Origin of the sequence: Microbulbifer agarilyticus (genome assembly GCF_019800665.1) — a bacterium.
Taxonomy (GTDB): Bacteria; Pseudomonadota; Gammaproteobacteria; order Pseudomonadales; family Cellvibrionaceae; genus Microbulbifer; species Microbulbifer agarilyticus_C.
The window spans coordinates 695414-720877 of sequence record NZ_JAHVKO010000001.1; the positions used below are offsets into that span (position 1 = coordinate 695414).

Below are 25464 nucleotides of genomic sequence, written 5' to 3' on the forward strand. Positions count from 1 at the left end.
AAACACCACGCATAGGCGCGGGAAAGGTCTTGCAGGATGGTAGCCCTCCGCTCCATCGTGGTTCGACTAGAGGCCGGTATCGGGCTGACCACTCCTAACAATAAAGGCAGAAGTGGATCACCGTTGCGGGGGCAGCGCCGGAATTCCGGACTTCCCGTTTAACCTTCCCAACCTGTCGGCGTGTGGCCGAATAGACAGGTAGAAGGCACCTCAGATCGCGGGTGCGACGTTAGGGGAAAGGGACTGTGAAGTCAATGGCCGGTCGAGCGGTGCGCTGGAGCCCACTGCCCGGCCAGCTGGGGTTAGCGGGGCGGTGCAACTACTTCGTAGACAACCTGCGAGCCGGCATACTTTGGCCGGTACCAGGTATTGCTGCAGTTCTCATAGGTCACGCCGTTCACGCTGACCGCAGTACAGGACTCGGGTAGCGTGTAGGTCCAGGCTCCCACTGCTGCTGTGGTTGCGGCACCTGCCGCCGCGCCGGCCCAATAGCCGGGCCAGTATGGATGGCGCGGATGGTGATGGCCTCCACCGCCGTGATGTCCTCCTCCACCATGGTGCCCGCCACCACCGTGTTCTGGAATGGGCCGCCGACGCTCCTCTGGGCGGAGCTCCCGTCGCAGGCCCGGTCTGGGGCCGTGGTAAGCCGTACCGTCACGGAGCCCGGGTTCTGGGCGGAATCCGCCGCGGAAGTGCGGAGCGACATTCATAAAGCCGCCGCCAAAATGCATACCGCCCGCGTGAAAGCCTGGGCGCGCCCCTGCATCGGGGGCAATGCTCAACAAGCCGGCGAGGATAGCTCCACTGGCGATACCGCCATGTATGAATCGCTTCAACGTGCGCGTCATTGGCCGGCCTCCGGTGCAGGTTGAATCTTGTTGAACGTGATGGGCTTCAGGTCGCTGGACAGGTGTGGTGAAAACATCGTGTCATTGATCGAGCTCGCATCGCGCCAGTGCACTTCGGCTGTAAACTGGGGCTTTTCCGGTAGGTGGTTATTGGTGGTGATGAGCTTCATCGGCAGGCGTTGTTCACCGGTCGTGATCCAGATTTCCCAATCCAGTCCGCCGCTATGTAACGCCCAGTGCTCTACGGCTTTGCCATCCAAGGTGGTTTCGCCCACGCGTTTTGCTTTCTTGAGGTCGATCTTGCGCGCCTCTGGTGTCCCCCACTCGAGCAAGTCCACGACGGGTATCTCGATGCCGTAGTCTTTTGCCGTGCTGATCAGTACCTCGCGGGTACTCGCGGATGCGGGCAGTTGCCCGTAGTAGCCATCTTTTTTGGCGATGACTGTGAATTGATTGCCATCGTGGTAGAACTGGCGCTCCATGGTGTCCGTCTTCAAATCCACGAACAAGTGGTCCGGGCGCTCGAAGCGCACCGATGCGGTACCGTTGACGGCCATCTTTTTGCCTTTTCCAGTGATCACATCAGTGACCATCTTGATGTCATAGGCAAGCTTCTGTTGGCTGGCGAGGGTTTTCCCCATCGCACTCAGCGCTTCATAAGCGGCTTTAATCGATGCCTGATCGCTTTGAATGGCATTTTCCGCCTGCGACGCGTGCCGGCCTATTGCAGCGAATACGGATGGTGTAGTTGCGGCGCCAATGCCTGTGATGAGTGCAGCTCCCAGGGCAAGAGTTACGAGTCGATGCCCTGACCGTCGAGCGCACTTGCTCGGGTTTCTCATTAGCTACTCCTGTCCGGTAAAGTCCGGGGAAAGTGCAAATCGAAATTCGATACACCTAACAGAATAGCTAGTAGATTCGGGCGCCGAGGAAAATTGCTACTTTACGTTAACGAAATTTTGCGCTGCCCCTTTGAGCGTGCACAAAATGGCTGCATTCGAACTTGCTCAAATAGCGAAACTGAATATCAGGCAGCCAATTGTGCATGCAAGAATGCTGGAATGGCTTCTTCAAGCCAGTAACGCGGCTGCCAGAGGCTTCCACTGATAAAACCCACGTGCCCTCCCCGCTTGCTGATTCCCAGTGTGACCGAGCCGCTCACGTCGGCCGCAGTGGGTATGGCTTTGGGGGAAACGAACGGATCGTCCACTGCGTGGATCAGATAGGTCGGGCGCGCGATGTTGATAAGATGGGGGCGACTGGACGCCCGATCATAGTAGTCATCCACATCCCTAAACCCGTGCAAGGGGGCGGTAAAGTGGTCATCAAAATGGCGAAAATTGCTGAATGCACGAGGGGCATCCAGTTGTGGCATTTTTTGTGCGATCGCTGGGTCCTGCGCTTTACGCTTCAGACTTTCCTTAAGGCTGTCCAGCAAATGTTTTTGATATACCCGTGAGAAGCCGGTATTCATTCGCTTACTCGACAGATGTAGGTCCAGTGGCGCCGACACCGAGACCGCGGCCTTAAGTGGGCTGTTCTCACCGTCTTCACCCAGCCATTTCAGTAACACATTTCCGCCCAGTGAATAGCCGACAGCCATCAACGGGGTGTTTGGATAGTGTTCTGCGAGTTTTTCGGCGAGCCAGCGAGGATCTCCGCTATCGCCACTGTGATAGGCGCGCGGCAAGAGGTTCGGGATACCGCCACAACCGCGGAAGTGCATCACCGCTACCTGAAAGCCAGCAGACAGCAGTGCAGGCATGAGTCCCTGAATGTAAGAAGATTCCACCGAGCCCTCCAGGCCATGCAACACCAGTACGATCGGTTGCGTGGGGTCATCTCTCAGACGCACGGGTGTATGCAGGCCGATGCGGTCGCCGTCAGGTGTGGCCAGCCATTGGAGCTGGGTCCGAATCCAGGGCTTGGGGCGGTGAAAAACCGGAAAGATCGTTTGCAGGTGGCAGTTTGCCAGCCCCGTTGCGGGCTTAAATGGCTGTGACGTTGGGTGGTCTGTATTGGAGGCGGTATTCAAAATGCGTGCAGCCCTGATACGTTTTGCGTAAGGGCTGCAAGCGTATCGGCTGGCGCGTATGGAATCCAGCCTGCGCAGCATAATTGGGTTAACTGGCCTCCGGCGCTGTTACTTTCTCATAAAATCGATATTCACCGTTGGGCAGTATTGCGTAGACCACGTAGGGCTCAAAATCTTTACCGCGATACATTCCTGGGCTGCCTTTGGGCATTCCCGGTACGGCAAGACCTATGCTGCCTTTGGGGGGATTGGCGAGAAATTGACGAATCAGCCGCGCGGGGACATGCCCTTCAAACACATACTGATTGTTCCAGACGCCGGTATGGCACCCCTGCATGGTGGCAGGTACACCCCACCGCTGCTTCACGCTCGCCGTATCCAGGCCATTTTCACTGGCAACGGAAAACGCATTGTTTTCTAGGTGCGTAATCCAATCGTTACAACACAGGCAGAACGGTGACTTATAGACCGTAATACTGTTGGCATCATCCCGTGGGGCTTGGCCTTCTGGTGTACTAGCGGTATTGCTGCAACCAGCGAGTAGCAGCGCGATGAGTGCAAATGGCAGGAGCTTGAGTGGAATCACTTTATTCAATCTCGGCATAGAAAATGGCGTAATGTTGTTTGTTATCGGTCCAGTACTGACGCGGTGTAAAACCGGCGCTGTTTAGCAGTGCCTCTAACCCCGAGAGGGTGTATTTATGGCTGTTCTCCGTGTGGATCGTTTCACCCTCATCAAATCGGAATGTGTGGCCGCAAATGTCCACACTTTGTTCTTCAAGACTGACTAAATGCATTTCTACCCGTTGGCGCCGGCTGTGATAAAACGCGCGGTGGGCGAAATTGTCGACGTTGAAAGATCCATCCAATTCACGATTGATACGATGAAGGAGATTTTTGTTGAATGCTTCGGTGACGTGTTCGCTGTCGTGGTAGGCGCGCTCAAGCACAATGGAGTCTTTAACCAGGTCCGCCCCCAGTAACAGCCCGTCCCCCGGACGCAGTCGAGCGCCAAACAGATTGAGTAGCTCCAAGGCAGAGACTGGTGTGAAGTTGCCAATCGTGGAGCCTGGGAAGAACACCACTTTGCGACCCGACGTATTTTGTAAGCGTTGCCAGATATAGGCGCTGGTGAAGTCACCAACAGCCGGCACAACGTTCAGGCCAGGCAGTTTGTGCTCAATGCGCTCTCGCGCCGCCAGTAAAATCTCAGGAGAGATATCCATCGGCAAGTAGGCACTGGGCTTGTCCATTTGCTGCAGAAGCGGCTCTGCTTTCTCACAGTTACCCGCACCCGGCTCAATCAGAACAACATTCGCCCCAAGCTTTGCCGCAATATCCTCGAGTTGCTCCGTGAAAATCTGGGCTTCGGTGCGCGTTAGATAGTAGTCATCAAGATCGCAGATCTGTTCAAAGATACGGGACCCCGCTTCATCGTAAAGATACTTACAAGGTAACGTTTTCTGCGCTGCGGATAGACCACTCAACACATCTTGCTCGAATGCTTCTACTACTGCGATTTGCTGTGCTGCCATATTCATAGGTCGTCTCCCGCTAAGCGGATACCGGTAAACTGCCAGGACTGGTGGGGGTAAAAGAAATTGCGATAGCTAATGCGGATGTGGCTACGTGGTGTTACGCAGGAACCGCCGCGTAATACCATCTGATTGCACATAAACTTGCCGTTGTACTCCCCTACCGCATCTGCGCTGGCCTTAAACCCCGGATAAGGCTGATAAGCACTACTGGTCCATTGCCAGACATTGCCGAGAAGCTGGGTGCCCTGCGCCGTAGAATTGTCTGATGCGTTTAGATCATCATGCTCGGGTTGCGGGTGAAAATAACCAGAATCCAGCATGTTACCAGCGGCTGTAGCACCCTTTTGGCAGTGTAGCCACGCGGCTATTTCCCACTCGAACTCGGTGGGCAGGCGGAAACCTGCCCATGTCGCAAATGCGTCGGCCTCGTAGAAATTTACGTGGCACACCGGCGCATCAAGTTTAATAGGTTGTAATCCAGACAGCGTGAATTGATGCCAAGTGCCTTCCACCTCCCGCCAATACAACGGCGCCTTCATTCCGTTCTGGTTTACATGCGCCCAACCGTCAGACAGCCACAGACGAGACTGCTGATAGCCTCCCGCATTCATAAACGCCAGATACTCAGCATTTGTGACGAGACGAGAAGCGATACGAAACGCCGGCTGATAGCGTTGATGCGCGGGCCCCTCGTTATCGAATGAAAAGGCCTTGCCATCACTGCCAAGGGTATAGGTATCTTCCGGCACCCTGAGCCAGCTGAGCTCTGCAAGAACCTCATGCTCTGCTAGTGACATTTCCTCACGAAGCTCGCCATGCACATGCGAATAAGCCGGGGCCATAGGGTTAATGGACAGGCCATGCTTGATGTCAGTAAGAAGCAGCTCCTGGTGTTGCTGTTCATGATTGAGTCCGAGAACGAGCAAATTCGCGAGGTCGCTGTCGACTTCTTCCTCGGTAAGCCAGCGTTCTATTTCTCTGTCGATATGTTGGCGGTAGGAAAAGACCTGATCGAGTGATGGTCTGGAGAGAAGTCCCCGTTGCGGCCGCGCAAAAGGCGTCCCGAGCGCGTTGTAATAGGAGTTGAACAGGTGGTGGAAGTCGGGATGGAAACAGTCGTAGTCGGGGCAATGGGGCTGCAGAATGAAGGTTTCAAAAAACCAGCTGGTGTGTGCCAAATGCCATTTACCAGGGCTTGCATCTGGCATGGACTGAATCTGGAGGTCTTCGGCAGACAGTGGCTCCACGATACGTTCAGTCTGCTGACGAACGCTCTGGTATTTGATCAGCAGAGCATTGCGCTCATTCAAGCTCAGGGGATGCGGTTCGTCCGAACACCAATAGAGTGTCGATTGGTTACCGGCTGTGTCTTCGTTTACTGCTGGGTCCAACTCTGAAATCAGGTTCATTCCTTGTCCCGAGAACGGCATCGAGTGCTTTGATCATACAAGTATTTACGTCGAATCCCATGGCAGAGGCCTGTTTCAGGAAGAGTCAGGCGCCACTTATTGCAGAGCAAAAAAAAGGGCCGGCAAAGCCGACCCTTTTCGCAGGCGCTAGGCGCCTTGTGTCACGACTGACTTGTGCGATTAGAAGCGCACAGTGAAGTCGGCACCGTACATGCGCGGCATGAAACGCCAGGCCGGGCTTGCACCGATGGCTGCACCGGTACCGCCGTAGCCGCCAGCGATCTCTTCGTCAGTGACGTTCTGTACCCACAGGGCAGCAGAGTACTGATCAGAGGCGCTGTTCCAGCCAGCACGCAGGTTCATCAGCTGGTAGTCCGGAATAACACGGGCCGGATCGCTGATGGAGCCAACACGCTCGTCGGTCCAGTTGTAGTCGCCACGGATGGACACGTCGCCACCTGCAGCCAGTTCCCAAGTGTATTCAGCCATGATGTTGAACTTGTTCTCAGGAGTGCCTACACGAGGCTGGCCAACACGGGAATTTCGCTCTTCGGTTTCGCCAATGGATTCGATGATCTGGTAGCGAGTGTACTCTGTATCCAGGTAGGAGTAGTTACCGGCGATGAACAGATTGTCGGTAGCAGCCCACTGTACTTCAAATTCCGCACCCTGGCCTTCTGCATCCGCATTACGCAGGTAATAGTTCGGGATAGGATCGCCGACCAAGTCCAGCTGTTGCAGGTTCTTGTAGTCGTAAGCAAAGACAGAAGCGTTGAAGCGTACGGCATTGTCGAAGAGGCTACTCTTCAGGCCGATTTCCAAGTTGGTCACGCTTTCCTGGTCGAATGAAGGGTCGATTCCATCTGCGACGGTAAAGCTGTTGAAACCACCTGCCTTGAAGCCGTCGGCCAGCGAGATGAAAGTCATTACATCATCGTTCCAACGGTAGTCCAGAACGATACGGCCGGAAAGATCACTCCAGGAATCATTCAGCTTCTCGTTGAGGTTCGGGTTGCCACTGTTGTTAAACGCTAGGCCAAAGTTCAGATTTTGTTCCGCAAGATTAATGGTCATCGGAATAGTGGTGCCAGGAACCAGCACTGGGTTTCCGTTTTCATCAACTACGTTGATGTCCATATCCGCAATGGGCAAAGGGTTCTGATAGCGGCTAACGATAGAGAAGTCTTTCTCATCTGCGGTATAGCGAGCACCGACAGTAAGATCCAGTTTGTCTGTCAGGCTCCAGGTAGCATCGCCATAAATTGCGGTTGAGCGATAATCACCTTCGTTGAACACAGATTCATTCCACTCAACATCCCGTGCAACGAAATCTGCGGATCCCAAATAGATCGCACCAAACAATTGCTGACGCTGGAGCTGGAGGTTCTGGGGTAGCTGTGCGGCTGCAAACAACTGGTCCTCCACACCGCCTGGAGCAATGAACAGATCATAAATAAACTGTGTGACTGCTCCACCTTCTTGGCCAGCGTCCATCATGTTCTGTCGTACAGCGTAGGCTAGTTCTTCCTGTTGTGTCGTTGGGAAGGAGTCGAATACTTCTTGAGGGATGCCTAAAATCCCCATGGAGTCAGACTGAAGGCCTTTATATACGGCAAAAGACTCAAGCGACCCGCCTGTGAAATATGCATCGGTCGTATGCTCAAGCTCTTCGCGGGAGAATGAAGCGCCCAAGGTCCACTTCAGTGTGTCTGTAGCACCATTCAGACGGAACTCTTGGGAGAACTGGGTCTGCTCATCGAAGTTCGCGGAACCAAAACGGTAGTCAGGGTTATCGGTACCGTCCTCATCCTGCTGAAGGTGTGCGTCGAAGCCACGGTAAGCAGTGATAGAAGTAAAGGTGAAGTTCTCGAAATCGTGCACGATGGAAAGCGAAGTGCCCCAGGAGTCGCGATCTTCAATAGTTGCATCATCCAATGCATAGTCACCGAAAACATCAGTACCACTCTCGGCCTGAAGAGATGGGACAATAGAGCTACGCAGTGCGCTGCCTTGGTCCATGATACCGTAATCGGCACGCCACAGAACTTCAGTGTCCGGAGTCGGCTCCCACAGCAGGGAAGCTCGGTAAGTCTGGGTATCAATATTACCGACTTCGAAATCATTTTTGGTCGAAATGTTATCAGCGAAGGAGTCACGACGGTTGGTGGACGCGGTGAAACGGCCATACAGGTTGTCGCTCAGCTGCTTGTTCAGCAGCAGGTCGCTGGAAACACGGCCGTAGTTACCTGCTGTCATGTTCAGTTCAGCAGTGTCTTCGGCCTGAGGCTTGGTAGAAATAATGTGGATAGCACCACCGGTAGCGTTACGACCGAACAGAGTGCCCTGCGGGCCCTTCAGTACTTCGACACGCTCGATGTCTGCCAGTGGGATTTCAGCACCAGCGCCACGGCCGGTGTAAACACCGTCTACGTAAACCGCTACTGCAGGGTCGGAACCTACGGTGAAGTCACCGGTTTCGATACCACGTACGCTGTAGGTCGGCTGCAGCGGGGTATCGTTGTTCATCTCTACGCCCGGGGTGAATTTACCCAGGTCGGTCAGATTCTTGACACCCATGGCTTTCATGCTGTCACCGGTGAATGCGGAGATAGCAATAGGCACGTCTTGCAGGTTCTCTGCACGTTTCTGGGCGGTTACAACTACTTCTTCGATTTCGGCGGCGTAGGCAGCGCTACTCAGAGCCGTGGTAACGGCAATCGCAGCTGAAAGCGTCGAAAGAGTAAAGGAACGGTTTTTTCCGGACTGGTCGGCGTTGTACATCATCGCGTCCTCGCGTTTTAGTTATTGGTAAAGCGTGATGGAAAATGGTTGTTATTGATAGTTATGTTGGGCCATCTTACGTGGACCTCGGTCCTAATAAAAGCTTGTGATGACCTTTTTCTTGTGACCGGTCAGTTTTTCGGCAGAAAAATGTGAACTGGTGCGCCAAACTGGCGCATAATTCTTTAAAAGCACCCATCTTGTGACCGGACTTACCAAGCTGGTTCTGTAAAATCCGCTAACAGGCGACGTTAGCGATAGCTCTTTATGACTGGTACGGTTTTACCACATTTGGCCGTATGTCCCAAAATAACAACTCTAAATTTCCGGGAGATCTTGTGATGATTCCATCAAATCCCTGGCCGAGGCGATTGGCCCGCGGCGTAATCGGTATTGGCGCCCTACTCCTGCTCATTGCGGCAGTGTTTTGGTTTTGGTTGCGTCAAAGTCTGCCGTTGCTGGAAGGCTCTTTGCAGACCGGTGCTCTCTCGGCCCCGGTGACCATCGAGCGGGATGCCCAGGGGATTGCCTTTATCCATGCTGAATCTCGCACGGACTCTGCTTTTGCACTTGGGTTCCTGCATGCACAGGAGCGCTTTTTTCAGATGGATTTATTGCGCCGTAACTCGGCGGGCGAGCTGTCGGAGCTCGTGGGTGAAGCGGCTTTGCAGCACGATAAAGAGATTCGACTGCATCAGTTCCGCACTCGTGCCGTGCGCAATGTTGCGGCGATGCCAGCCGAACAAAAGGCAATTCTCGTTAAGTACACCGCGGGTGTGAATTTTGGGTTGTCCCAATTGAGCGCTGCGCCCTGGGAGTATGCGCTGCTACGACAGAAGCCGCGCGACTGGGTGCCAGCAGATAGCCTGCTGGCAATCTTCAGTATGTACATGACTCTGCAGAGCCATACGGGCAAATTTGAATTGCGCAATAACGCGCTTGCCGAGTTACTTCCCGATGACCTATACAGCTTCTTCGTACCGCAAGGCGGCGTCTGGGATGCTCCGCTAGTTGGTGATGCGCGCGCCCCCCTATTTCACTGCCGGAAACACATATTGCGGCACTTGTGGAAGATGGTGAGCCCATGGCCTATTCGTCCATGGAGAGTGAAGACATGATCTTTGGCAGTAACAACTGGGTGGTGGGTGGCGCGCTCACCGAGCACGGCGCGGCGATCGTTGCCGATGACATGCACCTGGCCATTACGGTACCAAATATCTGGTATCGCGCCGGTTGGAATATTCCGGGAACCGAGTTTGAAATGCGCGGTACCACCCTGCCCGGCGGCCCGATTCTGGTGGCCGGTAGTAATCGCAAGGTAGCCTGGGGTTTTACCAACACTACCGCCGACTGGGGTGACCTGATTCCGCTCGAGTTGTCGGAAGATAAAGGTCAGTACCTCACACCCGAAGGCTGGAAAAACTTCATCGTTGAAGATGAGGCAATTGCGGTTAAAGGTAAGCCCGATGAAATACTCAAAGTGCGGAAAACCATTTGGGGCCCGGTGATTGGTGAGGATCATAACGGCAACCTCCTCGCCTACCGCTGGGTAGCGCACGATGTGCGCGGAGCCAATATGAACCTATTGGAAATGGAAACGATTGGCACGACCCGCGGCGCCATGGATATTGCCCCGGAACTCGGGATCCCGCACCAAAACTTTGTGCTGGGTGATAGTGAAGGCAATATCGGCTGGACAGTGGCCGGCCCTATTCCCCGCCGCGTTGGCCTGGATGGTAGCCGCTCGGTGAGCTGGGCGGACGGAAGCGCATACTGGGATGGTTACCTGCCGTTGGAAGAGCAGCCGCACGTATACAACCCACCCTCCCATCGTATTTGGACCGCGAACGCGCGCACCATGGATGGCGAATTTCTTCGCGTCATGGGTGATGGCGGTTATGCACTGGGTGCGCGCCAGCAACAAATTCGCGATGACCTTTTCGCCAAAGAAACATTTAACGAACAGGATCTATTGGATATCCAGCTGGATGATCGCGCGATATTCCTGACTCGCTGGCAAGAACATCTGCTGTCGCTTTTGGAATCGGAGGCGGACTATGCCGAGGTGCTCGAGCAGGTCAAAAACTGGGGTGCCCGCGCCAGCGCCGATTCGGTGGGTTATCGCATTGTACGTAACTTCCGGCTGCGCTTTATTGACCTGACAACGGCGCCGGTGCTGACTTATATGCGGCGCTTCGATGAGGGTTTTGAGTTCAATCGCGTAAACCGACAGATGGAATATCCGGCGTGGGAAATGCTTTCCGGCGAGCCCGCGCACCTGCTAAATCCAGAGTACCAAAACTGGCGCGCGCTAAAACTTGCCGCACTGGATTCGGCGCTGGCTGAAATGGCCGAGGGCGGCCTGCCGCTCGCAGAGCAGACCTGGGGGGTGCAGAATTCGGCAAAAATTCGTCATCCTCTGAGCCGCGCAGTGCCGGCAGTAAATTGGTTTACCGCAATGCCGGAAGAGCCATTGCCGGGTGACTCGCATATGCCGCGCTTCCAGTCCGCGACTAATGGCGCGTCAGAGCGACTCGTGGTTGCACCCGGTCGCGAAGAGCACGGTATTTTCCATATGGCGACAGGTCAGAGTGCGCACCCGCTGTCACCCTTCTTCGGCAATGGCCATCGCGATTGGGTTGAAGGAAAGCCGTCGAGTTTTACGGAAAAAGCCGCTGCGTACACACTGACATTGCAGTAACGGCACTATGCAAAAACCCGGGAATGTTGCGCATCCCGGGTTTTTATTGCGCGATATTTCGCTTCGCTATGCGGTTTCGTCGAGAATTGCGAACGAAAGGAACGAGGTGAAGAGGCCCAGTCCAAGGACAAATGGCAGCAGTGGAAAGCAGATCATCAGTAACGATGCGCCAATCCAGATGTTCTTCACCCAGTTGCGTTTGATCTGATAAGAGCGGGAATAGCGCCGCAAATGACTGTCGCTTTCGTCAGGCAATGCAATCTCACTCTCCCGAGGGAAAAAGCTCCGCACCAGAAGGGTGCAATAGAAACGCAGCAGCATCCACAACATAGAACCACCTTTGGCAAACGTCTCTATGAGTATAGATAGGCGTTTGTTGGTGGGTGGTGGAGTGGATGCCTTGGTTGCTGTTATTCGTACCCGGCTGTTACTGGCACCGGTCTGCTACTGGTACCAGCCGAGGCTTTCCCGCAAAGTGACGACACCGCCGATGATGGTAAGTGCAGGCGCGCCTACTTCGTGCTCCACGGCCAGTTGCGGAAGTGTGCCAATGGTACCGACGATGACGCGCTGGTCTCTGGTGGTACCTTTTTCCACCAGTGCTGCCGGTGTATCGGCGTCCATTCCGTGGGCGATGAGCTTCTCGGAAATGGTTGGCAGCCCGGTCAGGCCCATATAGAAGACCAGGGTCTGGTTCTTGGCGATCAGTTCATCCCAAGGAAGTACCAGGTCGCCCTGTTTCAAATGACCGGTAATAAAGCGCACAGACTGGGCGTGATCCCGGTGCGTAAGGGGAATTCCGGAATAGGCAGAGCAGCCAATGGCCGCGGTGATGCCCGGCACAACCTGGAACGGCACCTGGGCTTCTGCGAGCTTGTCGATTTCCTCACCGCCGCGACCGAACACGAAGGGATCACCGCCCTTGAGGCGCAGGACCTTTTTGCCCTCTTTTGCGAGATCGACAAGCAGCTGGTTAATGTCGTCTTGGGGCACCGAGTGGAACTGCTTCATCTTGCCCACGTAGATGCGCTCGGCATCCCGGCGCACCAACTCCAGTACCTCGGTGGATACCAGTCGATCGTAAAGCACGACATCCGCCTGCTGCATCAAACGCAAGGCGCGGAATGTGAGCAGGTCTGGGTCGCCGGGGCCACCGCCAACCAGATATACCTCGCCGCTGGGCGCGGGTTTCGCTTTCCACTGCTTTAGCTCGTCGAGGATCGTCTGTTCCGCTTCGGCCTTATGGCCGCGCTCAATCTGCCCGACCACTGGCCCGTTAAATACCCAGTGCCAGAAGTCTTTGCGCTGTGGTTCAGGCAGCGCTGCCTTCACCTTGTCACGCAGACGGCCGGCGAGCTCGGCAATAAGCCCGAGACCTGGCGACAGCAGTGTTTCGATTTGTGCGCGCAGCATACGCGTAAGAACGGGTGCGGACCCACCGCTGGAAATACCGATTGCCAGTGGGCCGCGCTCGACAATAGAGGGAAAGGTAAAGGTGCAGTGCTCGGGTGAGTCCACCACATTAACCGGCAGGCGACGCGCGCGGGCATCGATCGATACCTGCGCGTTCACATCTTCATCGGCGGTGGCCGCGACCACCATTTCAGCGTGGTCGAGCAGCTCCTGGCGGTAAGTCCCAACAATGTACTCACCACTGCTGGCCAACACCAGTTGGCGCAGCTCGTCGGTGATATCGGGAGCCACCACGAGCAGGCGTGCCTCCGCTTTACTGAGTAGCCGCGCTTTGCGCGTGGCGATGGCGCCGCCCCCAACAATGAGACAGGGGCGGTTTTTCAAATCAAAAGCGAGAGGCAGGTAACGCAAGGTCTTAATCCATACTGCTTAGCCGATCTTGGTTGCGCCCCGCATGTATGGGCGCAGTACTTCCGGCACCTCGATACTACCATCGGCCTGTTGGTAGTTTTCCAGTACCGCGATCAGCGTGCGGCCTACTGCTAACCCGGATCCGTTCAGGGTGTGCAGCAGTTCTGGCTTGCCCGTTTCCGGGTTGCGCCAGCGTGCCTTCATACGCCGGGCCTGGAAATCGCCCATCAGGGAGCAGGAAGAAATTTCCCGGTACTTGTCCTGAGATGGAATCCAAACTTCCAGGTCATAGGTTTTGGTTGCACCAAAGCCCATATCGCCACCACACAGCACTACTTTGCGGTATGGCAGATTCAGTTTCTGCAGAACTGCTTCTGCATGACTGGTGAGCTGTTCGAGCGTGTCCATGGACTGATCTGGGCGAGCGAAACAAACCAGCTCTACTTTTTCGAACTGGTGCTGCCTGATCATGCCGCGGGTATCACGCCCGTGGGAGCCGGCTTCGGAGCGAAAGCAGTTGGTGTGGCTCACGTACTTGTGCGGCAATTGATCGGCATCGACGATCTCATCGCGGTACAGGTTGGTCAGCGGTACTTCTGCGGTTGGGATGAGGTAGAAACTACGCTCGTCCTCCAGTTTGAACAGATCTTCCGCAAACTTGGGCAGCTGGGAAGTTCCGTACAGGGAATCGCTATTTACTATCACCGGCACATTGGCTTCTGTATAGCCGTGCTCTTCTACGTGTAGATCAAGCATGAACTGTGCCAAAGCGCGATGCAGCTTTGCTACTTCACCGCTCATCACGGCAAAGCGTGAGCCGGTGATCTTGCTGGCTACCTCAAAGTCCAGGCCGCCGAGATTGCTGCCCAGGTCTACGTGATCGCGTACTTCGAAATCAAATGCGCGTGGCTCGCCCCACTTGGCCACTTGGACGTTGTCATCTTCGTCTTTGCCCTCTGGCACAGACGCATCTGGCAGGTTGGGGATGGCCAGCAAGATGTCGTCGAGCTCCTGTTGCAGCTCGCTCAGCGCATGCTTGGCTTCGGTCAACTGTCCACCCAGGGACTCCACTTCCTTCAGCAGCGGTGCGATATCTTCACCAGCCGCTTTGGCGCGGCCGATGTTTTTGGATTTGCTGTTGCGCTCGTTCTGCAGGGACTCGGTGCGCACCTGCAATTCTTTGCGTTGTTCTTCCAGTTGTTCGAGCTTGGCTGTATCCAGTTGTACGCCGCGCTTCGCCAGCGCCGCAGCCACGTCGTCGAGTTGGGTACGAATCAGTTTTGGGTCGAGCATGATAATTTGATTACCGCGTTACAGATATTTCATTCCCAGCGTGATCGCCGCTGCGGTTGCAGCGAGGCACACCAGAAGGCTGACCACTACGTAGGCCAGCGCCGTTAAAGGCTGGCCATTGTGCCACAACAGCACAGTTTCCAGCGAGAAGGTCGAAAAGGTTGTGAGGGCGCCAAATAGCCCCGTCATGATAAGCAACCGCCACTCGTGACCCAGTGCGCCGCGCTCAATGATCAAAACGTAAGCAATGCCGATTAGCAGGGAGCCAACCACGTTGACAATCAGTGTGCCCAGCGGGAAGCGGTGCTCGAAAACCGGGAAGGCCCAAACACCCACAAGGTGGCGCAATATGGCCCCCACCGCTCCTCCCAGAGCAATTGCTATCCACTGCATGGCTATAAGTCCTTGTTACTGAGCTGTCCTGGTACACGTCGAGTTGGTGTACCAGTTTGGTACGACTGATGGCAGTTGGTGGCGGATTTTAACGCTTTTCCGATTGTGGGTATCGCTGACGGGGGCTTTTTTGATTCAGCTCGCGCAGTTTTTGCAGCTTTTCCTCGATCTTGAGCTCCATCCCACGCGGAACCGGCTCGTAATAGCGGCGCCCGGCAATAGCTTCGGGGAAGTAGCTTTCCCCTGCCGCGAACCCGTCGGGCTCGTCGTGGGCATAGCGGTACTCCGCACCGTGGGCCATTTCCTTCGCAAGCTTGGTGGGCGCATTGCGCAGGTGGACCGGGACCTCATGGCTGGGTTCGCGGCGAATATCCGCCAGCACGCGCTTGTAGGCGCTGTAGACCGCATTGCTCTTGGCGGCGATGGCCAGGTAAACGATGGCCTGGGCGATTGCCAGCTCCCCTTCCGGGCTCCCCAGCCGCTCTTGTACATCCCATGCGTTGAGCGCAATTTCCAGCGCGCGCGGGTCGGCATTGCCGATATCTTCACTGGCCATGCGTACCGCGCGCCGCGCAACGTACAAGGGGTCACAGCCACCGTCGATCATGCGAGCGAACCAGTACAGTGCCGCATCCGGATCGGAGCCGCGCACCGACTTGTGCAGTGCGGAGATCTGGTCATAGAAGAAGTCCCCGCCCTTATCAAAGCGCCGCACGTCTGCGGTGAGCACCTCGGCAAGCACATCTTCGTCGATTACCTGTTTGCCGCCCTCTTCCCGCGAGAGATCGCAGGCAATCTCCAACAGGTTTAATGCACTGCGCGCATCACCATCGGCGCTCAGGGTGATCTTGTCGAGCACCTCATCTGTAATCGCAATATTGCGCTTTTGCAGCTCATCGTCTACTTCCAATGCGCGCCGCAGGAGACCAGAAAGCTCGCCCTGGCTGAGGCTGCGCAGCAGATATACCCGGCAGCGAGAAAGCAGTGCGTTGTTGAGTTCAAACGCGGGGTTTTCTGTGGTGGCACCAACAAATGTGACCGTGCCCTCTTCCACATAAGGCAGGAAAGCATCCTGTTGCGACTTGTTAAACCGGTGCACCTCATCCACAAACAGAATGGTGCCCCGACCACTTTGGGCTGCATGCTGCTCGGCCTCGGCTACCGCCTGACGGATTTCCTTAACCCCGGCCAATACGGCAGATAGCGTCGCGAAGCGCGCATCGCATTCCTGGGCAAGCAGACGCGCAAAGGTCGTTTTGCCCACGCCAGGAGGCCCCCACAGGACCATGGAGTGTAACTGGCCGCGCTCTACAGCCTCGCGCAAGGGTTTCCCCTGCCCCAATAAATGCGTCTGGCCCACATAGTGGGCCAGAGTGGTAGGCCGCATGCGTGCGGCCAGAGGCTGATGCCGGCGCGGTGACCGGAATAAGTCATTCATCGCGGATAACGTCGGTGCCCTTTGGCGGCTTGAAGTTGAAGATACTTGAGGACAGTGAAGGATTGGCTTTCAAGCCATTGAATTTGATGTCGGTGGTCTGGCCCATGCCGTCGCGCACGGTCATTGCGGAGGGTAAGCCCTTCTTGTCAAAGCGAATCACCATGGATTTAAAGGGTGCGCCAGCACGCTTTGGCGTCAGGTAGTAAGCGCCCTTCTTATTTTGCACGTTGAAGGAACCGCGAATCTCTTCGACCTTGCCGCCGAGCAACAGTGCAGGAGTTTCCTTCATGCGCTTGTCCACTGGGCGAATCGTTACCTGCTCCAGATCCGGGTCATACAGCCACAGCTTTTTGTTGTTGGTTACCAGCAGCTGTGGGAATGGCTCGCCCGTTTGCCAGCGCAGGCGCCCCGGGCGCTGCACCGAGAAATTGCCACTGCTTTTTTGCAGTGTTTTGCCCTTCTGGTCCTTCAAAGTCTGACGAAAATTGCCAGAGATGGCGCCCAGAGGCTGCAGCAAGCGGCTCAACTCATCACTCGCATCAGCGAATGAGGCGTTGCTACCAAAAGCAAAGCCCAGTGCAATCAGGAAGGTGCTCAGTGTACGTTTCATAGATGGGCTCCTAAAGTCGATGCGTTCCAATTTGCGAATCTGTCCCTAAAGCCTAGTCTCTGGCACGTGAACCAGCCCTGAACCGGGAGCATAAACCCCGTTATGCGGGCGGTGGTGCCAGGACTTCGCGGTTGCCGTTGGCCTGCTGTGCCGATACGACACCGGCAGCTTCCATGGCCTCGATCATGCGCGCGGCGCGATTGTAGCCGATGCGCAGTTGTCGCTGTACCGAAGAAATGGAGGCCTTGCGGGACTTGGTCACGAATGCGACCGCTTCGTCGTAGAGCGCATCAGTCTCGGGGTCATCCTCGCCCCCTTCCGTTGCCATACCCGGTACCGGGATGCTGTTGTTGGAATCGTCGACGATACCGTCGATGTATTCGGGCTCACCGCGGCGGCACCAATCTGCCACAACTTGGTGCACTTCATGGTCATCAACAAAGGCCCCGTGCACCCTTATGGGCACCGCCGTACCCGGCGGAAGATATAGCATGTCACCATGTCCCAATAGCTGTTCAGCACCCCCTTGGTCCAAAATGGTGCGCGAGTCAACTTTGGATGACACCTGGAAGGCCATACGGGTGGGTACGTTGGCTTTGATCAGGCCGGTAATGACATCTACGGACGGTCGCTGGGTAGCAAGCAACAGGTGAATACCCGCGGCACGGGCTTTCTGCGCAATCCGTGCGATCAGCTGTTCCACCTTCTTGCCGACAATCATCATCATGTCGGCAAATTCGTCGATCACCACCACGATGGCTGGCAATGGCTTCAGGTGAGGCGCGGTCTGCTCGGCTTCGGGCACGCTGGACATAGGATCGGGCTGCCAGATCGGGTCTACAAGCGGCTCACCACTGGCGATGGCCTCTTTCACCTTGCGGTTGAAGCCCGCCAGGTTGCGAACGCCCATGGCTGCCATCAGCTTGTAACGGCGCTCCATTTCACCCACACACCAGCGCAAGCCGTTGGCGGCGTCATTCATGTCGGTGATTACCGGGGTCAGCAGGTGCGGAATCCCCTCGTATACCGAGAGTTCCAGCATCTTCGGGTCCACCAGAATGAGACGTACCTCGTCTGGAGTGGACTTATAGAGAAGACTGAGCAGCATCACGTTGATGCCGACGGACTTACCGGAGCCGGTGGTACCGGCAACCAGCAAGTGCGGCATCTTGGCGAGGTCTGCGACCACCGGCTGGCCGGCAATATCGTGCCCGAGCGCGAGGGTAAGTGCGGAGCTGGACTTGTCGTACACCTCTGCTCCGAGCACCTCGGTAAGGCGTACCATCTGGCGATTTTCATTGGGGATCTCGATGCCCACCACGGATTTGCCCGGGATCACTTCAACCACACGCACACTGATTACCGCCAGCGAACGCGCAAGGTCCTTGGCCAGGTTGGTGATACGGCTCACCTTTACACCCGGCGCAGGCTGAATTTCAAAGCGGGTGACCACTGGGCCAGGCAGGACCGATACCACCTCTGCGACCACACCAAAATCCTTAAGCTTCAGCTCAAGCAGCCGCGAAAGGGCTTCAAGGGCTTCACGGCTGAAGCCGGCCTTCTTATTGGTTTCCGCAGGATCCAGTAGCGAGAGCGCTGGCAAGGAGCCGGTAACAGGACCCTTAAACAGTTCACCCTGCTTCTCTTTGGCGGCGCGGGGGCTCTGTTTGGGGGGCGGTGCGACCGCCGCAATCTTGGGCGCCTGGCGCTTGGCAGACCGTTGCTTTTCTTCCTCGACGGCCGCCTTGCGTACCACGATGGCTTCGCGCGCTACGCGCTGCTCTTCCCGCGCTTTACGCGCCCGTGCCAGTCGCGTGCCTATCCAGTTGATGGCGAACAGCACACTGCGGCCAATGTCTTCGAGCAATTGCAGCCAGGACATCCCTGTGAATACCGTCACGCCGATGGCAAACAGGGCAAGCAGCAAGATGGTTGCCCCCACGTAGCCAAGGCCGGTTTCCATAAATGAGGAGACCGCAGCGCCGATGATGCCGCCATTGGAAAACGGCATGGGTTGCTCGGCCTCGTTAAAGCACAGGGTCGATATGGCAGCACCCGCTACCAGCAGTACGATCAGGCCTGCGACACGCAGCGCAAAAAGTGGGCCGTGGAAACGGGCGTTCTTATCGCGCAGGATTCGATAGGCGCGCCAACTGATCAGTATGGGGAACAGGTAGGCCATCCAGCCCAGTAGGGACAGGCAGACATCCGCGAGCCAGGCACCGGTCGGGCCAATGGCGTTTTGGATATCACCGCCACTGCCGGTATGGGACCAACCGGGGTCCTGAGCGCTGTAGCTGAGCAGGCTGATCCCGACCAGCAATGCGCCGGCAAGGAGTCCGATCAGGGCGCCCTCACGGACGATACGGGCGATAAGGGATTCAGGGATGGCTGCCCCGGAATCGGTTTCACTCTCAGCCTTCAATGGCCACCTCGGTCATCATGTTCTTATTAAAAGACCCACGAAATGTGTGCCCTTTATTGGGTATTGGGGTCTGTGTACTACAGCCGTCCGCCAAATGCTACCGTCGCCGGACTTCACAGATCACATTAAGAGACTATTTTACCAATATATTCAAATAGTTACGCGACAAACCTCACGCAGACCTCATGTGGAAAAAGATTTTTGCGCCACAGTTGCCGCTGTCAGAGTCGGCGCTGTGAGTGTTGCGGTGATACTAGGGCTTCGGCTCTTGTTACACACCGGAAGTTCCCTGTGCAGGTTTGCGGTTCTCTTGTCAGGATTGGTGTGTCGATATGGTCATCCTATAAAGTGCGCCAATGAAATAAATAAGGCCAAACTATTTGGTAGCGGTGGCCTCATCCCCTATCATTGCCCGCGAATTTGGGGTGCTGCACCATGCGGTCGCCTCCCCAACCGCCACCCCTGTTTTGCTGCAAACCAGTTCACTGGTTTATGGCGCCCGTATGTGACGGAGCGAATCTGCACCGGGTGACGGATCCAATAAATTAAATTTCTAAAAGCTGAAGTACTGTGAGTTCTGATATGAGCAATCATCATCGCCTGATCATTCTCGGTTCTGGCCCGGCGGGATATACCGCGGCCATCTACGCTGCCCGTGCAAACCTGAATCCGGTGGTTATCACCGGCATGCAACAGGGTGGTCAGCTGACCACCACCACCGAAGTTGAGAACTGGCCGGGTGGTGTGCATGACCTGCAAGGTCCAGACCTGATGGTGCAGATGCAGCAGCATGCCGAACGTTTCGATACCAATATCATCTTCGACCACATCGAAGAAGTGGATCTGAAGCAGCGCCCTTTCACCCTCAAGGGCAATGAGACCTATACCTGTGATGCGTTGATTATTGCTACTGGCGCGTCCGCACAATACCTGGGTCTGCCTTCTGAAGAAGCCTTCCAGGGCCGCGGCGTAAGTGCCTGTGCCACTTGTGATGGCTTCTTCTATCGTGATCAAAAAGTGATCGTGGTAGGTGGTGGTAACACCGCGGTTGAAGAAGCGCTGTATTTGTCCAACATCGCCGCGGAAGTCACTCTGGTACACCGCCGTGACGAGCTGCGCGCAGAGAAGATTCTGCAGGATCGTCTGCTCGATAAGGCTGAGAATGGCAATATCAATCTGTGCTGGCACCACACTCTGGACGAGGTTCTGGGTGACGATAACGGTGTTACCGGTGTTCGCCTGAAGAACGTCCAAGACGGCTCTACCAAGGAGCTGGATGCGTCTGGCGTGTTTATCGCTATTGGCCACAAGCCCAATACCGGTATCTTCGAAGGCCAGCTGGAAATGAACGGCGGTTATATCGTTGTTGAGAGCGGCCTGCAGGGCAATGCGACCCAGGCCTCTGTTGCTGGTGTGTTCGCTGCGGGCGATGTGTCAGACCACATTTACCGCCAGGCAGTTACCTCTGCCGGTACTGGCTGTATGGCCGCACTGGATGCCGAGCGCTATCTCGACGCACAATAATGCCGCTGCCTGATTGCAGGCTGAGGGTAAAAGGCGGCTTAGGCCGCCTTTTTTGTCCGTTGCAATCAGGCGCACCATCAATAGACACAGCAACAGCCGTAGTTATGGATGACATCCTCACGCTACTTGACCCGGATCGGGTAGAGTTTCCAGACACGTCACATGCGCTGAGCGACCCCAATGGTTTGTTAGCGGTCGGTGGGGATTTGACCTCGGACTGGCTGCTGGCTGCCTACCGCAAGGGTATCTTTCCCTGGTTTTCTGATGATCAGCCCATTCTCTGGTGGTCGCCCTCCCCGCGCTGCGTGGTGAGCCCGCAGTCGGTATCTTTCAGTCGCAGCCTGCGCAAGTTAATCCGCAAGCAACGCTTCACAGTGACCTTCGACCGGGCGTTCGAAGAGGTCATGCGGGGGTGCGCCGCGCCCAGAGCGGATGATATGGGCACGTGGATTACCGAAGATATGCACGATGCCTATGTGGAGATGCACGAGCAGGGCCATGCACATTCGGTCGAAGTGTGGCTGGGCGATGAGTTGGTCGGCGGTCTCTATGGGCTGAGCATAGGACGGGTGTTCTTCGGCGAATCCATGTTCCATCGCGCAACGGACGCGTCCAAGGTGGCTTTTGCCCACCTGGTTCGCCAGCTTGCCCGCTGGGGCTGCGATCTCATTGATTGCCAGGTCACCAACCCACACTTAAATAGCCTCGGCGCCCAGGAGGTCTCCCGCGAGGTCTTCGAGCAGCGTCTGGCTAGTGGTGTTTCGCAGCCGCCCTTCCCGGCTCCCTGGCCAGCGGCACCGGATGCCGACCTATTTAATGAGAACCCCTAAATCGGGTATCAGTCATTAAGTTTGAGTTTTGTGCGACCGCAAATTACCCTGCCGTTTAGAAGAATTATGCTCGCCTGTACCTAAAGGCGAGCTCTGACTTCCCAGTTCAAACTCTCAAACCTTTTTCCCACAAGGAGCCTGCAGCCAGGTGATCAACGGTTTCCTTAGTAGTCTTATCCGTCGGGTGATTTACCGGTGAGCCAGTTCTCGCAGCTCGATTCCGTGCGCCTCCTTGCGACGCTACCGCACCCCTGTGGCTACCTGGAGGATCGCGAGGCGACAACGGTGTTTGTGGACCCGCAGACACCGATTGATTCCCGACTGTATAGCCGACTGTCTGAGCTTGGTTTCCGCCGCAGTGGCAATTACCTGTATAGGCCTCAATGTGCAACGTGCCGTGCCTGTGTGCCCGCGCGCGTTCCAGTTGAGCTGTTTGTGCCCAACCGAAACCAGCGCCGCTGCTGGCGTAGAAACAAGGATCTCGACGTATTCCACCGTCAGGATATTGATACGGACGAGCAATACGAGATGTACGCGCGCTATATCGAAGCGCGCCATCGTGATGGTGAGATGTATCCACCTAGCCGCGAGCAGTTTCGCAGCTTTCTGAACAACGCCTGGGGCAGTACCCGCTACCTGGAATTCCGGGCCCGTGACCGGCTGGTGGCAACCGCAGTAACCGATGTGCTGAATGGTGGGGTTTCTGCCATTTACACCTTCTACGAGCCCGATGAAATCAAACGCAGCTTGGGAACCTATGCAATCCTGTACCAGATCGAGTGGACGCGGCGCCTGGGGTTGCCGAGCCTGTATCTGGGCTACTGGATACGCCAATGCGCCAAAATGGCCTACAAAAACCAGTTTCAGCCACTGGAGTATTTGACCGACGGCCGCTGGACACTCAAGTCTGATTAAGGTCGCTTTCCCCCGCGTGCTGCCCCGTCACAGAGAGCTTGGCACCAATTCCCGGTTTTACTTGGCCTGCAGACACTTTTCGTGCAAAATGCACGCCCGTCGTACCGCCGGCTCCAGCTACAGTATCCATGACGGTTACACGAAAGTGCCTGTCGGAGTCTGGAATTTACATTACCTGGCGGAATAGCTAGTACAAATCAATCAAGGGTTGCTGCCGCATGGCAAAAGACGATTACATTGAAATGGAAGGCGAGGTGATCGACACCCTGCCTAACACCACCTTCCGCGTGAAACTGGAAAACGGACATGTCGTGATCGCGCACATCTCCGGAAAAATGCGCAAAAACTACATTCGCATTCTGACTGGCGACAAGGTCAAGGTAGAGCTGACTCCTTATGACCTGAGTAAAGGCCGCATTACCTACCGCGCCCGCTAATTGCTCGCCGGCAATATCGCCGGTATTGCACGCGCAATAAAAAAGCCACCGCAAGCGGTGGCTTTTTGGTTTCTGGGTCCGCGATCAATGTAGCGCTGGCACAGCCGTATTGATTTTGAGTTGATCGTCCTCGACGGTGACTTCCACCTTACCGCCCTCTTCTGACAGATCCCCAAACAGAACAGCTTCCGCCAATGGCTTGCGCAGCTTCTCACGAATGAGTCGCGCCATTGGGCGTGCGCCCATCTTCTCGTCATAGCCGTTACGCGCAAGCCATTCGCGCGCTTCGTCATCCACTTCCAGGGTGACGCGCGACTCGTCGAGCTGAGCCTGCAATTCCACAACAAATTTGTCCACGACGGTTTTGACCACATCCACGTCGAGCGCACCAAACTGGATGATGCTGTCGAGGCGGTTGCGGAATTCTGGAGTGAACATCTTTTTGATTTCCTCCATGCCATCGGTGCTGTGATCCTGATTGGCAAAGCCGATTGAGCGACGGCTCATCAGCTCCGCCCCGGCGTTGGTGGTCATAATCAGGATGACATTGCGGAAATCGGCTTTGCGGCCGTTATTGTCGGTCAGCGTTCCGTGATCCATTACCTGCAGCAGCAGGTTAAACACTTCCGGGTGCGCCTTCTCAATCTCGTCGAGTAGGACCACGCTATGGGGGTGCTTGGTCACCGCGTCGGTCAACAGGCCGCCTTGGTCAAAACCCACATATCCGGGAGGTGCACCGATCAAGCGGGATACGGTGTGGCGCTCCATGTACTCGGACATGTCGAAGCGAATCAGCTCGATACCCATCACCTGGGCAAGCTGGCGGCACAGTTCCGTTTTACCGACACCCGTGGGGCCGGCAAACAGGAAAGAACCGATCGGTTTCTCTTCAGCCCCGAGGCCTGCGCGTGCCAGCTTGATCGAGGTGCTAAGGGCTTCGATGGCCAGATCCTGACCAAACACCACCATCTTCAGGTTCTCGTCGAGCTTGGCCAGCGCCGCTTTATCGGAAGCGGAGACGCTCTTCGCAGGTATGCGTGCCATTTTGGCAACGACATTTTCAATTTCGGTAACCGAGATCGTATCAGTACGCTGATCGGCAGGCAGTAATGCCTGGTAGGCGCCGGCCTCATCGATCACATCAATGGCCTTATCCGGCAGGAAGCGCTCGGTGATATGGCGGTTGGCAAGTTGTGCCGCCGCCTCAAGTGCCGAGTCGGTGAAGCGCACCTTGTGGTGATCCTCGAAGCATGACTTCAAGCCTTGCAGGATTTGCACAGTTTCTTCGACGGAAGGCTCGTGCACATCGATCTTCTGGAAGCGACGGGACAGCGCGCGGTCTTTTTCGAAGATACCGCGGTATTCGTTGAATGTGGTAGAGCCGATACACCGCAGCTGACCACTGGAAAGCAGCGGTTTCAGCAGGTTTGATGCATCCATGACGCCACCGGAGGCGGCGCCGGCACCAATAATGGTATGGATTTCGTCGATAAACAGTACCGCGTGATCGCGTTTCTTCAGTTCAGCCAGCAAGGCCTTAAAGCGCTTCTCAAAGTCCCCGCGGTATTTGGTACCCGCCAACAGCGAACCCAGGTCCAGCGAGTAAATGGTGCTTTCCTGCAGTGGCTCGGGCACTTCCCCATCAACGATGCGGCGGGCGAGGCCCTCGGCAATCGCGGTTTTACCGACACCCGATTCACCAACCAGTAGTGGATTGTTTTTACGGCGGCGAGCCAGCACTTGTGTCACGCGCTCTACTTCTGGAGCTCGCCCAACCAGTGGATCAATGCGGCCGAGAATGGCTTCCTGGTTCAGGTTGGTGGCATAGCTCTCGAGTGGGTCCGAGCCACCCGGTTCGGCAGTGGTGCCAAGCTCTTCATCCACCTGTTCGGGGGATGGATCCGGATTGTTGTGCGTGCCGTTCCCACCGGAACTCACTCGGGAAATGCCATGGGTGATGTAATTCACTACATCGATACGGGCGACACTCTGCTGCTTCAGGTAATACACCGCCTGACTTTCCTGCTCACAGAAAATCGCGACAAGTACGTTAGCGCCGGTAACCTCTTTTTTGCCAGAGGATTGCACGTGGAAAACCGCACGCTGCAACACGCGCTGAAAGCCGAGTGTGGGCTGGGTTTCCCGGTCGGTATCGTTCTCGGGAATGAGTGGCGTGGTGGAATCGACAAACTCCAGCAGTTCGCGGCGCAGTGCACTGAGGTCTGCGCCACACGCATGCAGGACATCCGCCGCGGATTCATTGTCCAGCAGCGCCAGCAGCAGGTGCTCAACGGTCATAAACTCGTGGCGTTTCGCCCGTGCACCTTTGAACGCTAGATTGAGCGTTACCTCTAAATCCTTGCTGAGCATCTAAACCTCAAAACCTTACTGGCCAATGTCGTCCGGATTGTCACTGAGTACACCCGGCATTCCTAATGCGTTGCCGGCAAATCCGGCCGGAAA

At 56.0% G+C, this 25464-nt stretch carries 21 protein-coding genes and 1 riboswitch; of the genes, 6 read left to right on the forward strand and 15 right to left on the reverse strand.

What is annotated here, in order from left to right:
* Positions 1–54 precede the first annotated feature (54 nt).
* Positions 55–191, reverse strand: a riboswitch (cobalamin riboswitch).
* A 111-nt stretch (positions 192–302) separates the two neighbouring features.
* From KUV22_RS02880 to KUV22_RS02910, 7 genes are all read right to left on the reverse strand, one after another.
* Positions 303–848 carry a hypothetical protein gene (locus KUV22_RS02880; protein ID WP_222228208.1) on the reverse strand — a complete coding sequence of 182 codons (546 nt, stop codon included), beginning with the start codon at positions 846–848 and terminating at the stop codon, positions 303–305.
* Positions 845–1690, reverse strand: coding sequence for a DUF2092 domain-containing protein (locus KUV22_RS02885; RefSeq protein WP_222228210.1), 846 nt, complete (start codon positions 1688–1690; stop codon positions 845–847). Before KUV22_RS02885 ends, KUV22_RS02880 begins: the two co-directional genes overlap by 4 nt.
* 185 nt (positions 1691–1875) lie before the next feature.
* Positions 1876–2883, reverse strand: coding sequence for a hydrolase (locus KUV22_RS02890; RefSeq protein ID WP_222228212.1), 1008 nt, complete (start codon positions 2881–2883; stop codon positions 1876–1878).
* 88 nt (positions 2884–2971) lie between these two features.
* Entirely contained in the window at positions 2972–3469 is a 498-nt protein-coding gene (locus tag KUV22_RS02895) for a DUF411 domain-containing protein (RefSeq protein ID WP_315857497.1), read from the reverse strand.
* A 1-nt stretch (position 3470) separates the two neighbouring features.
* Positions 3471–4424 (reverse strand): L-histidine N(alpha)-methyltransferase, encoded by a 954-nt coding sequence (egtD, locus tag KUV22_RS02900; protein ID WP_222228216.1) that lies wholly within the window; start codon positions 4422–4424, stop codon positions 3471–3473.
* Positions 4421–5830, reverse strand: coding sequence for an ergothioneine biosynthesis protein EgtB (egtB, locus tag KUV22_RS02905; protein ID WP_222228218.1), 1410 nt, complete (start codon positions 5828–5830; stop codon positions 4421–4423). Before egtB ends, egtD begins: the two co-directional genes overlap by 4 nt.
* Positions 5831–6010: 180 nt before the next feature.
* Positions 6011–8614 (reverse strand): TonB-dependent receptor, encoded by a 2604-nt coding sequence (locus KUV22_RS02910; RefSeq protein ID WP_261319079.1) that lies wholly within the window; start codon positions 8612–8614, stop codon positions 6011–6013.
* 338 nt (positions 8615–8952) lie between these two features.
* On the opposite strand from KUV22_RS02910, the gene KUV22_RS17265 reads away from it, so the two are divergent.
* Both KUV22_RS17265 and KUV22_RS02915 read left to right on the forward strand, forming a co-directional pair.
* Positions 8953–9729, forward strand: coding sequence for a penicillin acylase family protein (locus KUV22_RS17265; protein ID WP_261319080.1), 777 nt, complete (start codon positions 8953–8955; stop codon positions 9727–9729).
* Complete coding sequence (locus KUV22_RS02915) at positions 9696–11312, forward strand: penicillin acylase family protein (RefSeq protein WP_261319081.1); 1617 nt, start codon at positions 9696–9698, stop codon at positions 11310–11312. Before KUV22_RS17265 ends, KUV22_RS02915 begins: the two co-directional genes overlap by 34 nt.
* A gap of 66 nt (positions 11313–11378) precedes the next feature.
* On the opposite strand, the gene KUV22_RS02920 is transcribed toward KUV22_RS02915, so the two are convergent.
* From KUV22_RS02920 to KUV22_RS02950, 7 genes are all read right to left on the reverse strand, one after another.
* On the reverse strand, positions 11379–11642 hold the full coding sequence (locus tag KUV22_RS02920; protein ID WP_222228220.1) for a hypothetical protein: 264 nt from the start codon (positions 11640–11642) through the stop codon (positions 11379–11381).
* Between the two features lie 114 nt (positions 11643–11756).
* A complete protein-coding gene (gene cysG, locus KUV22_RS02925) occupies positions 11757–13136 on the reverse strand; it encodes a siroheme synthase CysG (protein ID WP_222228222.1) in 1380 nt (459 codons plus the stop codon).
* A gap of 18 nt (positions 13137–13154) precedes the next feature.
* Entirely contained in the window at positions 13155–14429 is a 1275-nt protein-coding gene (gene serS, locus KUV22_RS02930; protein ID WP_222228224.1) for a serine--tRNA ligase, read from the reverse strand.
* Between the two features lie 18 nt (positions 14430–14447).
* Positions 14448–14822 carry a fluoride efflux transporter CrcB gene (gene crcB, locus KUV22_RS02935; protein ID WP_222228226.1) on the reverse strand — a complete coding sequence of 125 codons (375 nt, stop codon included), beginning with the start codon at positions 14820–14822 and terminating at the stop codon, positions 14448–14450.
* An 88-nt stretch (positions 14823–14910) separates the two neighbouring features.
* Positions 14911–16260, reverse strand: coding sequence for a replication-associated recombination protein A (locus KUV22_RS02940; RefSeq protein WP_222228228.1), 1350 nt, complete (start codon positions 16258–16260; stop codon positions 14911–14913).
* Positions 16253–16870, reverse strand: a complete 618-nt coding sequence (gene lolA / locus KUV22_RS02945; protein WP_222228230.1) for an outer membrane lipoprotein chaperone LolA — start codon at positions 16868–16870, stop codon at positions 16253–16255. Before lolA ends, KUV22_RS02940 begins: the two co-directional genes overlap by 8 nt.
* Positions 16871–16970: 100 nt before the next feature.
* Positions 16971–19295: a DNA translocase FtsK gene (locus KUV22_RS02950; protein WP_222228232.1), complete on the reverse strand. Its 2325-nt coding sequence runs from the start codon at positions 19293–19295 to the stop codon at positions 16971–16973.
* A gap of 582 nt (positions 19296–19877) precedes the next feature.
* On the opposite strand from KUV22_RS02950, the gene trxB reads away from it, so the two are divergent.
* From trxB to infA, 4 genes are all read left to right on the forward strand, one after another.
* A complete protein-coding gene (gene trxB / locus KUV22_RS02955) occupies positions 19878–20819 on the forward strand; it encodes a thioredoxin-disulfide reductase (protein WP_222228234.1) in 942 nt (313 codons plus the stop codon).
* 104 nt (positions 20820–20923) lie between these two features.
* The gene (gene aat / locus KUV22_RS02960) at positions 20924–21649 is read left to right on the forward strand and encodes a leucyl/phenylalanyl-tRNA--protein transferase (protein ID WP_222228236.1); all 726 of its coding nucleotides are present in this window, start codon (positions 20924–20926) and stop codon (positions 21647–21649) included.
* A 195-nt stretch (positions 21650–21844) separates the two neighbouring features.
* Positions 21845–22564, forward strand: coding sequence for an arginyltransferase (locus KUV22_RS02965; RefSeq protein ID WP_222228238.1), 720 nt, complete (start codon positions 21845–21847; stop codon positions 22562–22564).
* 218 nt (positions 22565–22782) lie between these two features.
* Positions 22783–23001, forward strand: a complete 219-nt coding sequence (infA, locus tag KUV22_RS02970; RefSeq protein WP_010130378.1) for a translation initiation factor IF-1 — start codon at positions 22783–22785, stop codon at positions 22999–23001.
* An 84-nt stretch (positions 23002–23085) separates the two neighbouring features.
* Here the strand turns inward: infA and clpA are convergent, their stop codons facing one another.
* On the reverse strand, positions 23086–25371 hold the full coding sequence (gene clpA, locus KUV22_RS02975; RefSeq protein ID WP_222228240.1) for an ATP-dependent Clp protease ATP-binding subunit ClpA: 2286 nt from the start codon (positions 25369–25371) through the stop codon (positions 23086–23088).
* Between the last annotated feature and the right edge of the window lie 93 nt (positions 25372–25464).

Bases quoted from the DNA above. Each gene is read 5' to 3' on its own strand.
- serS (WP_222228224.1), bottom strand. From the start codon at position 14,429: ATGCTCGACCCAAAACTGATTCGTACCCAACTCGACGACGTGGCTGCG.
- egtD (WP_222228216.1), bottom strand. From the start codon at position 4,424: ATGAATATGGCAGCACAGCAAATCGCAGTAGTAGAAGCATTCGAGCAA.
- KUV22_RS02915 (WP_261319081.1), top strand. From the start codon at position 9,696: ATGGCCTATTCGTCCATGGAGAGTGAAGACATGATCTTTGGCAGTAAC.
- KUV22_RS17265 (WP_261319080.1), top strand. From the start codon at position 8,953: ATGATTCCATCAAATCCCTGGCCGAGGCGATTGGCCCGCGGCGTAATC.
- KUV22_RS02885 (WP_222228210.1), bottom strand. From the start codon at position 1,690: ATGAGAAACCCGAGCAAGTGCGCTCGACGGTCAGGGCATCGACTCGTA.
- aat (WP_222228236.1), top strand. From the start codon at position 20,924: ATGGATGACATCCTCACGCTACTTGACCCGGATCGGGTAGAGTTTCCA.
- trxB (WP_222228234.1), top strand. From the start codon at position 19,878: ATGAGCAATCATCATCGCCTGATCATTCTCGGTTCTGGCCCGGCGGGA.
- egtB (WP_222228218.1), bottom strand. From the start codon at position 5,830: ATGAACCTGATTTCAGAGTTGGACCCAGCAGTAAACGAAGACACAGCC.
- crcB (WP_222228226.1), bottom strand. From the start codon at position 14,822: ATGCAGTGGATAGCAATTGCTCTGGGAGGAGCGGTGGGGGCCATATTG.
- KUV22_RS02880 (WP_222228208.1), bottom strand. From the start codon at position 848: ATGACGCGCACGTTGAAGCGATTCATACATGGCGGTATCGCCAGTGGA.
- KUV22_RS02940 (WP_222228228.1), bottom strand. From the start codon at position 16,260: ATGAATGACTTATTCCGGTCACCGCGCCGGCATCAGCCTCTGGCCGCA.
- clpA (WP_222228240.1), bottom strand. From the start codon at position 25,371: ATGCTCAGCAAGGATTTAGAGGTAACGCTCAATCTAGCGTTCAAAGGT.
- KUV22_RS02910 (WP_261319079.1), bottom strand. From the start codon at position 8,614: ATGATGTACAACGCCGACCAGTCCGGAAAAAACCGTTCCTTTACTCTT.
- lolA (WP_222228230.1), bottom strand. From the start codon at position 16,870: ATGAAACGTACACTGAGCACCTTCCTGATTGCACTGGGCTTTGCTTTT.
- infA (WP_010130378.1), top strand. From the start codon at position 22,783: ATGGCAAAAGACGATTACATTGAAATGGAAGGCGAGGTGATCGACACC.
- KUV22_RS02920 (WP_222228220.1), bottom strand. From the start codon at position 11,642: ATGTTGTGGATGCTGCTGCGTTTCTATTGCACCCTTCTGGTGCGGAGC.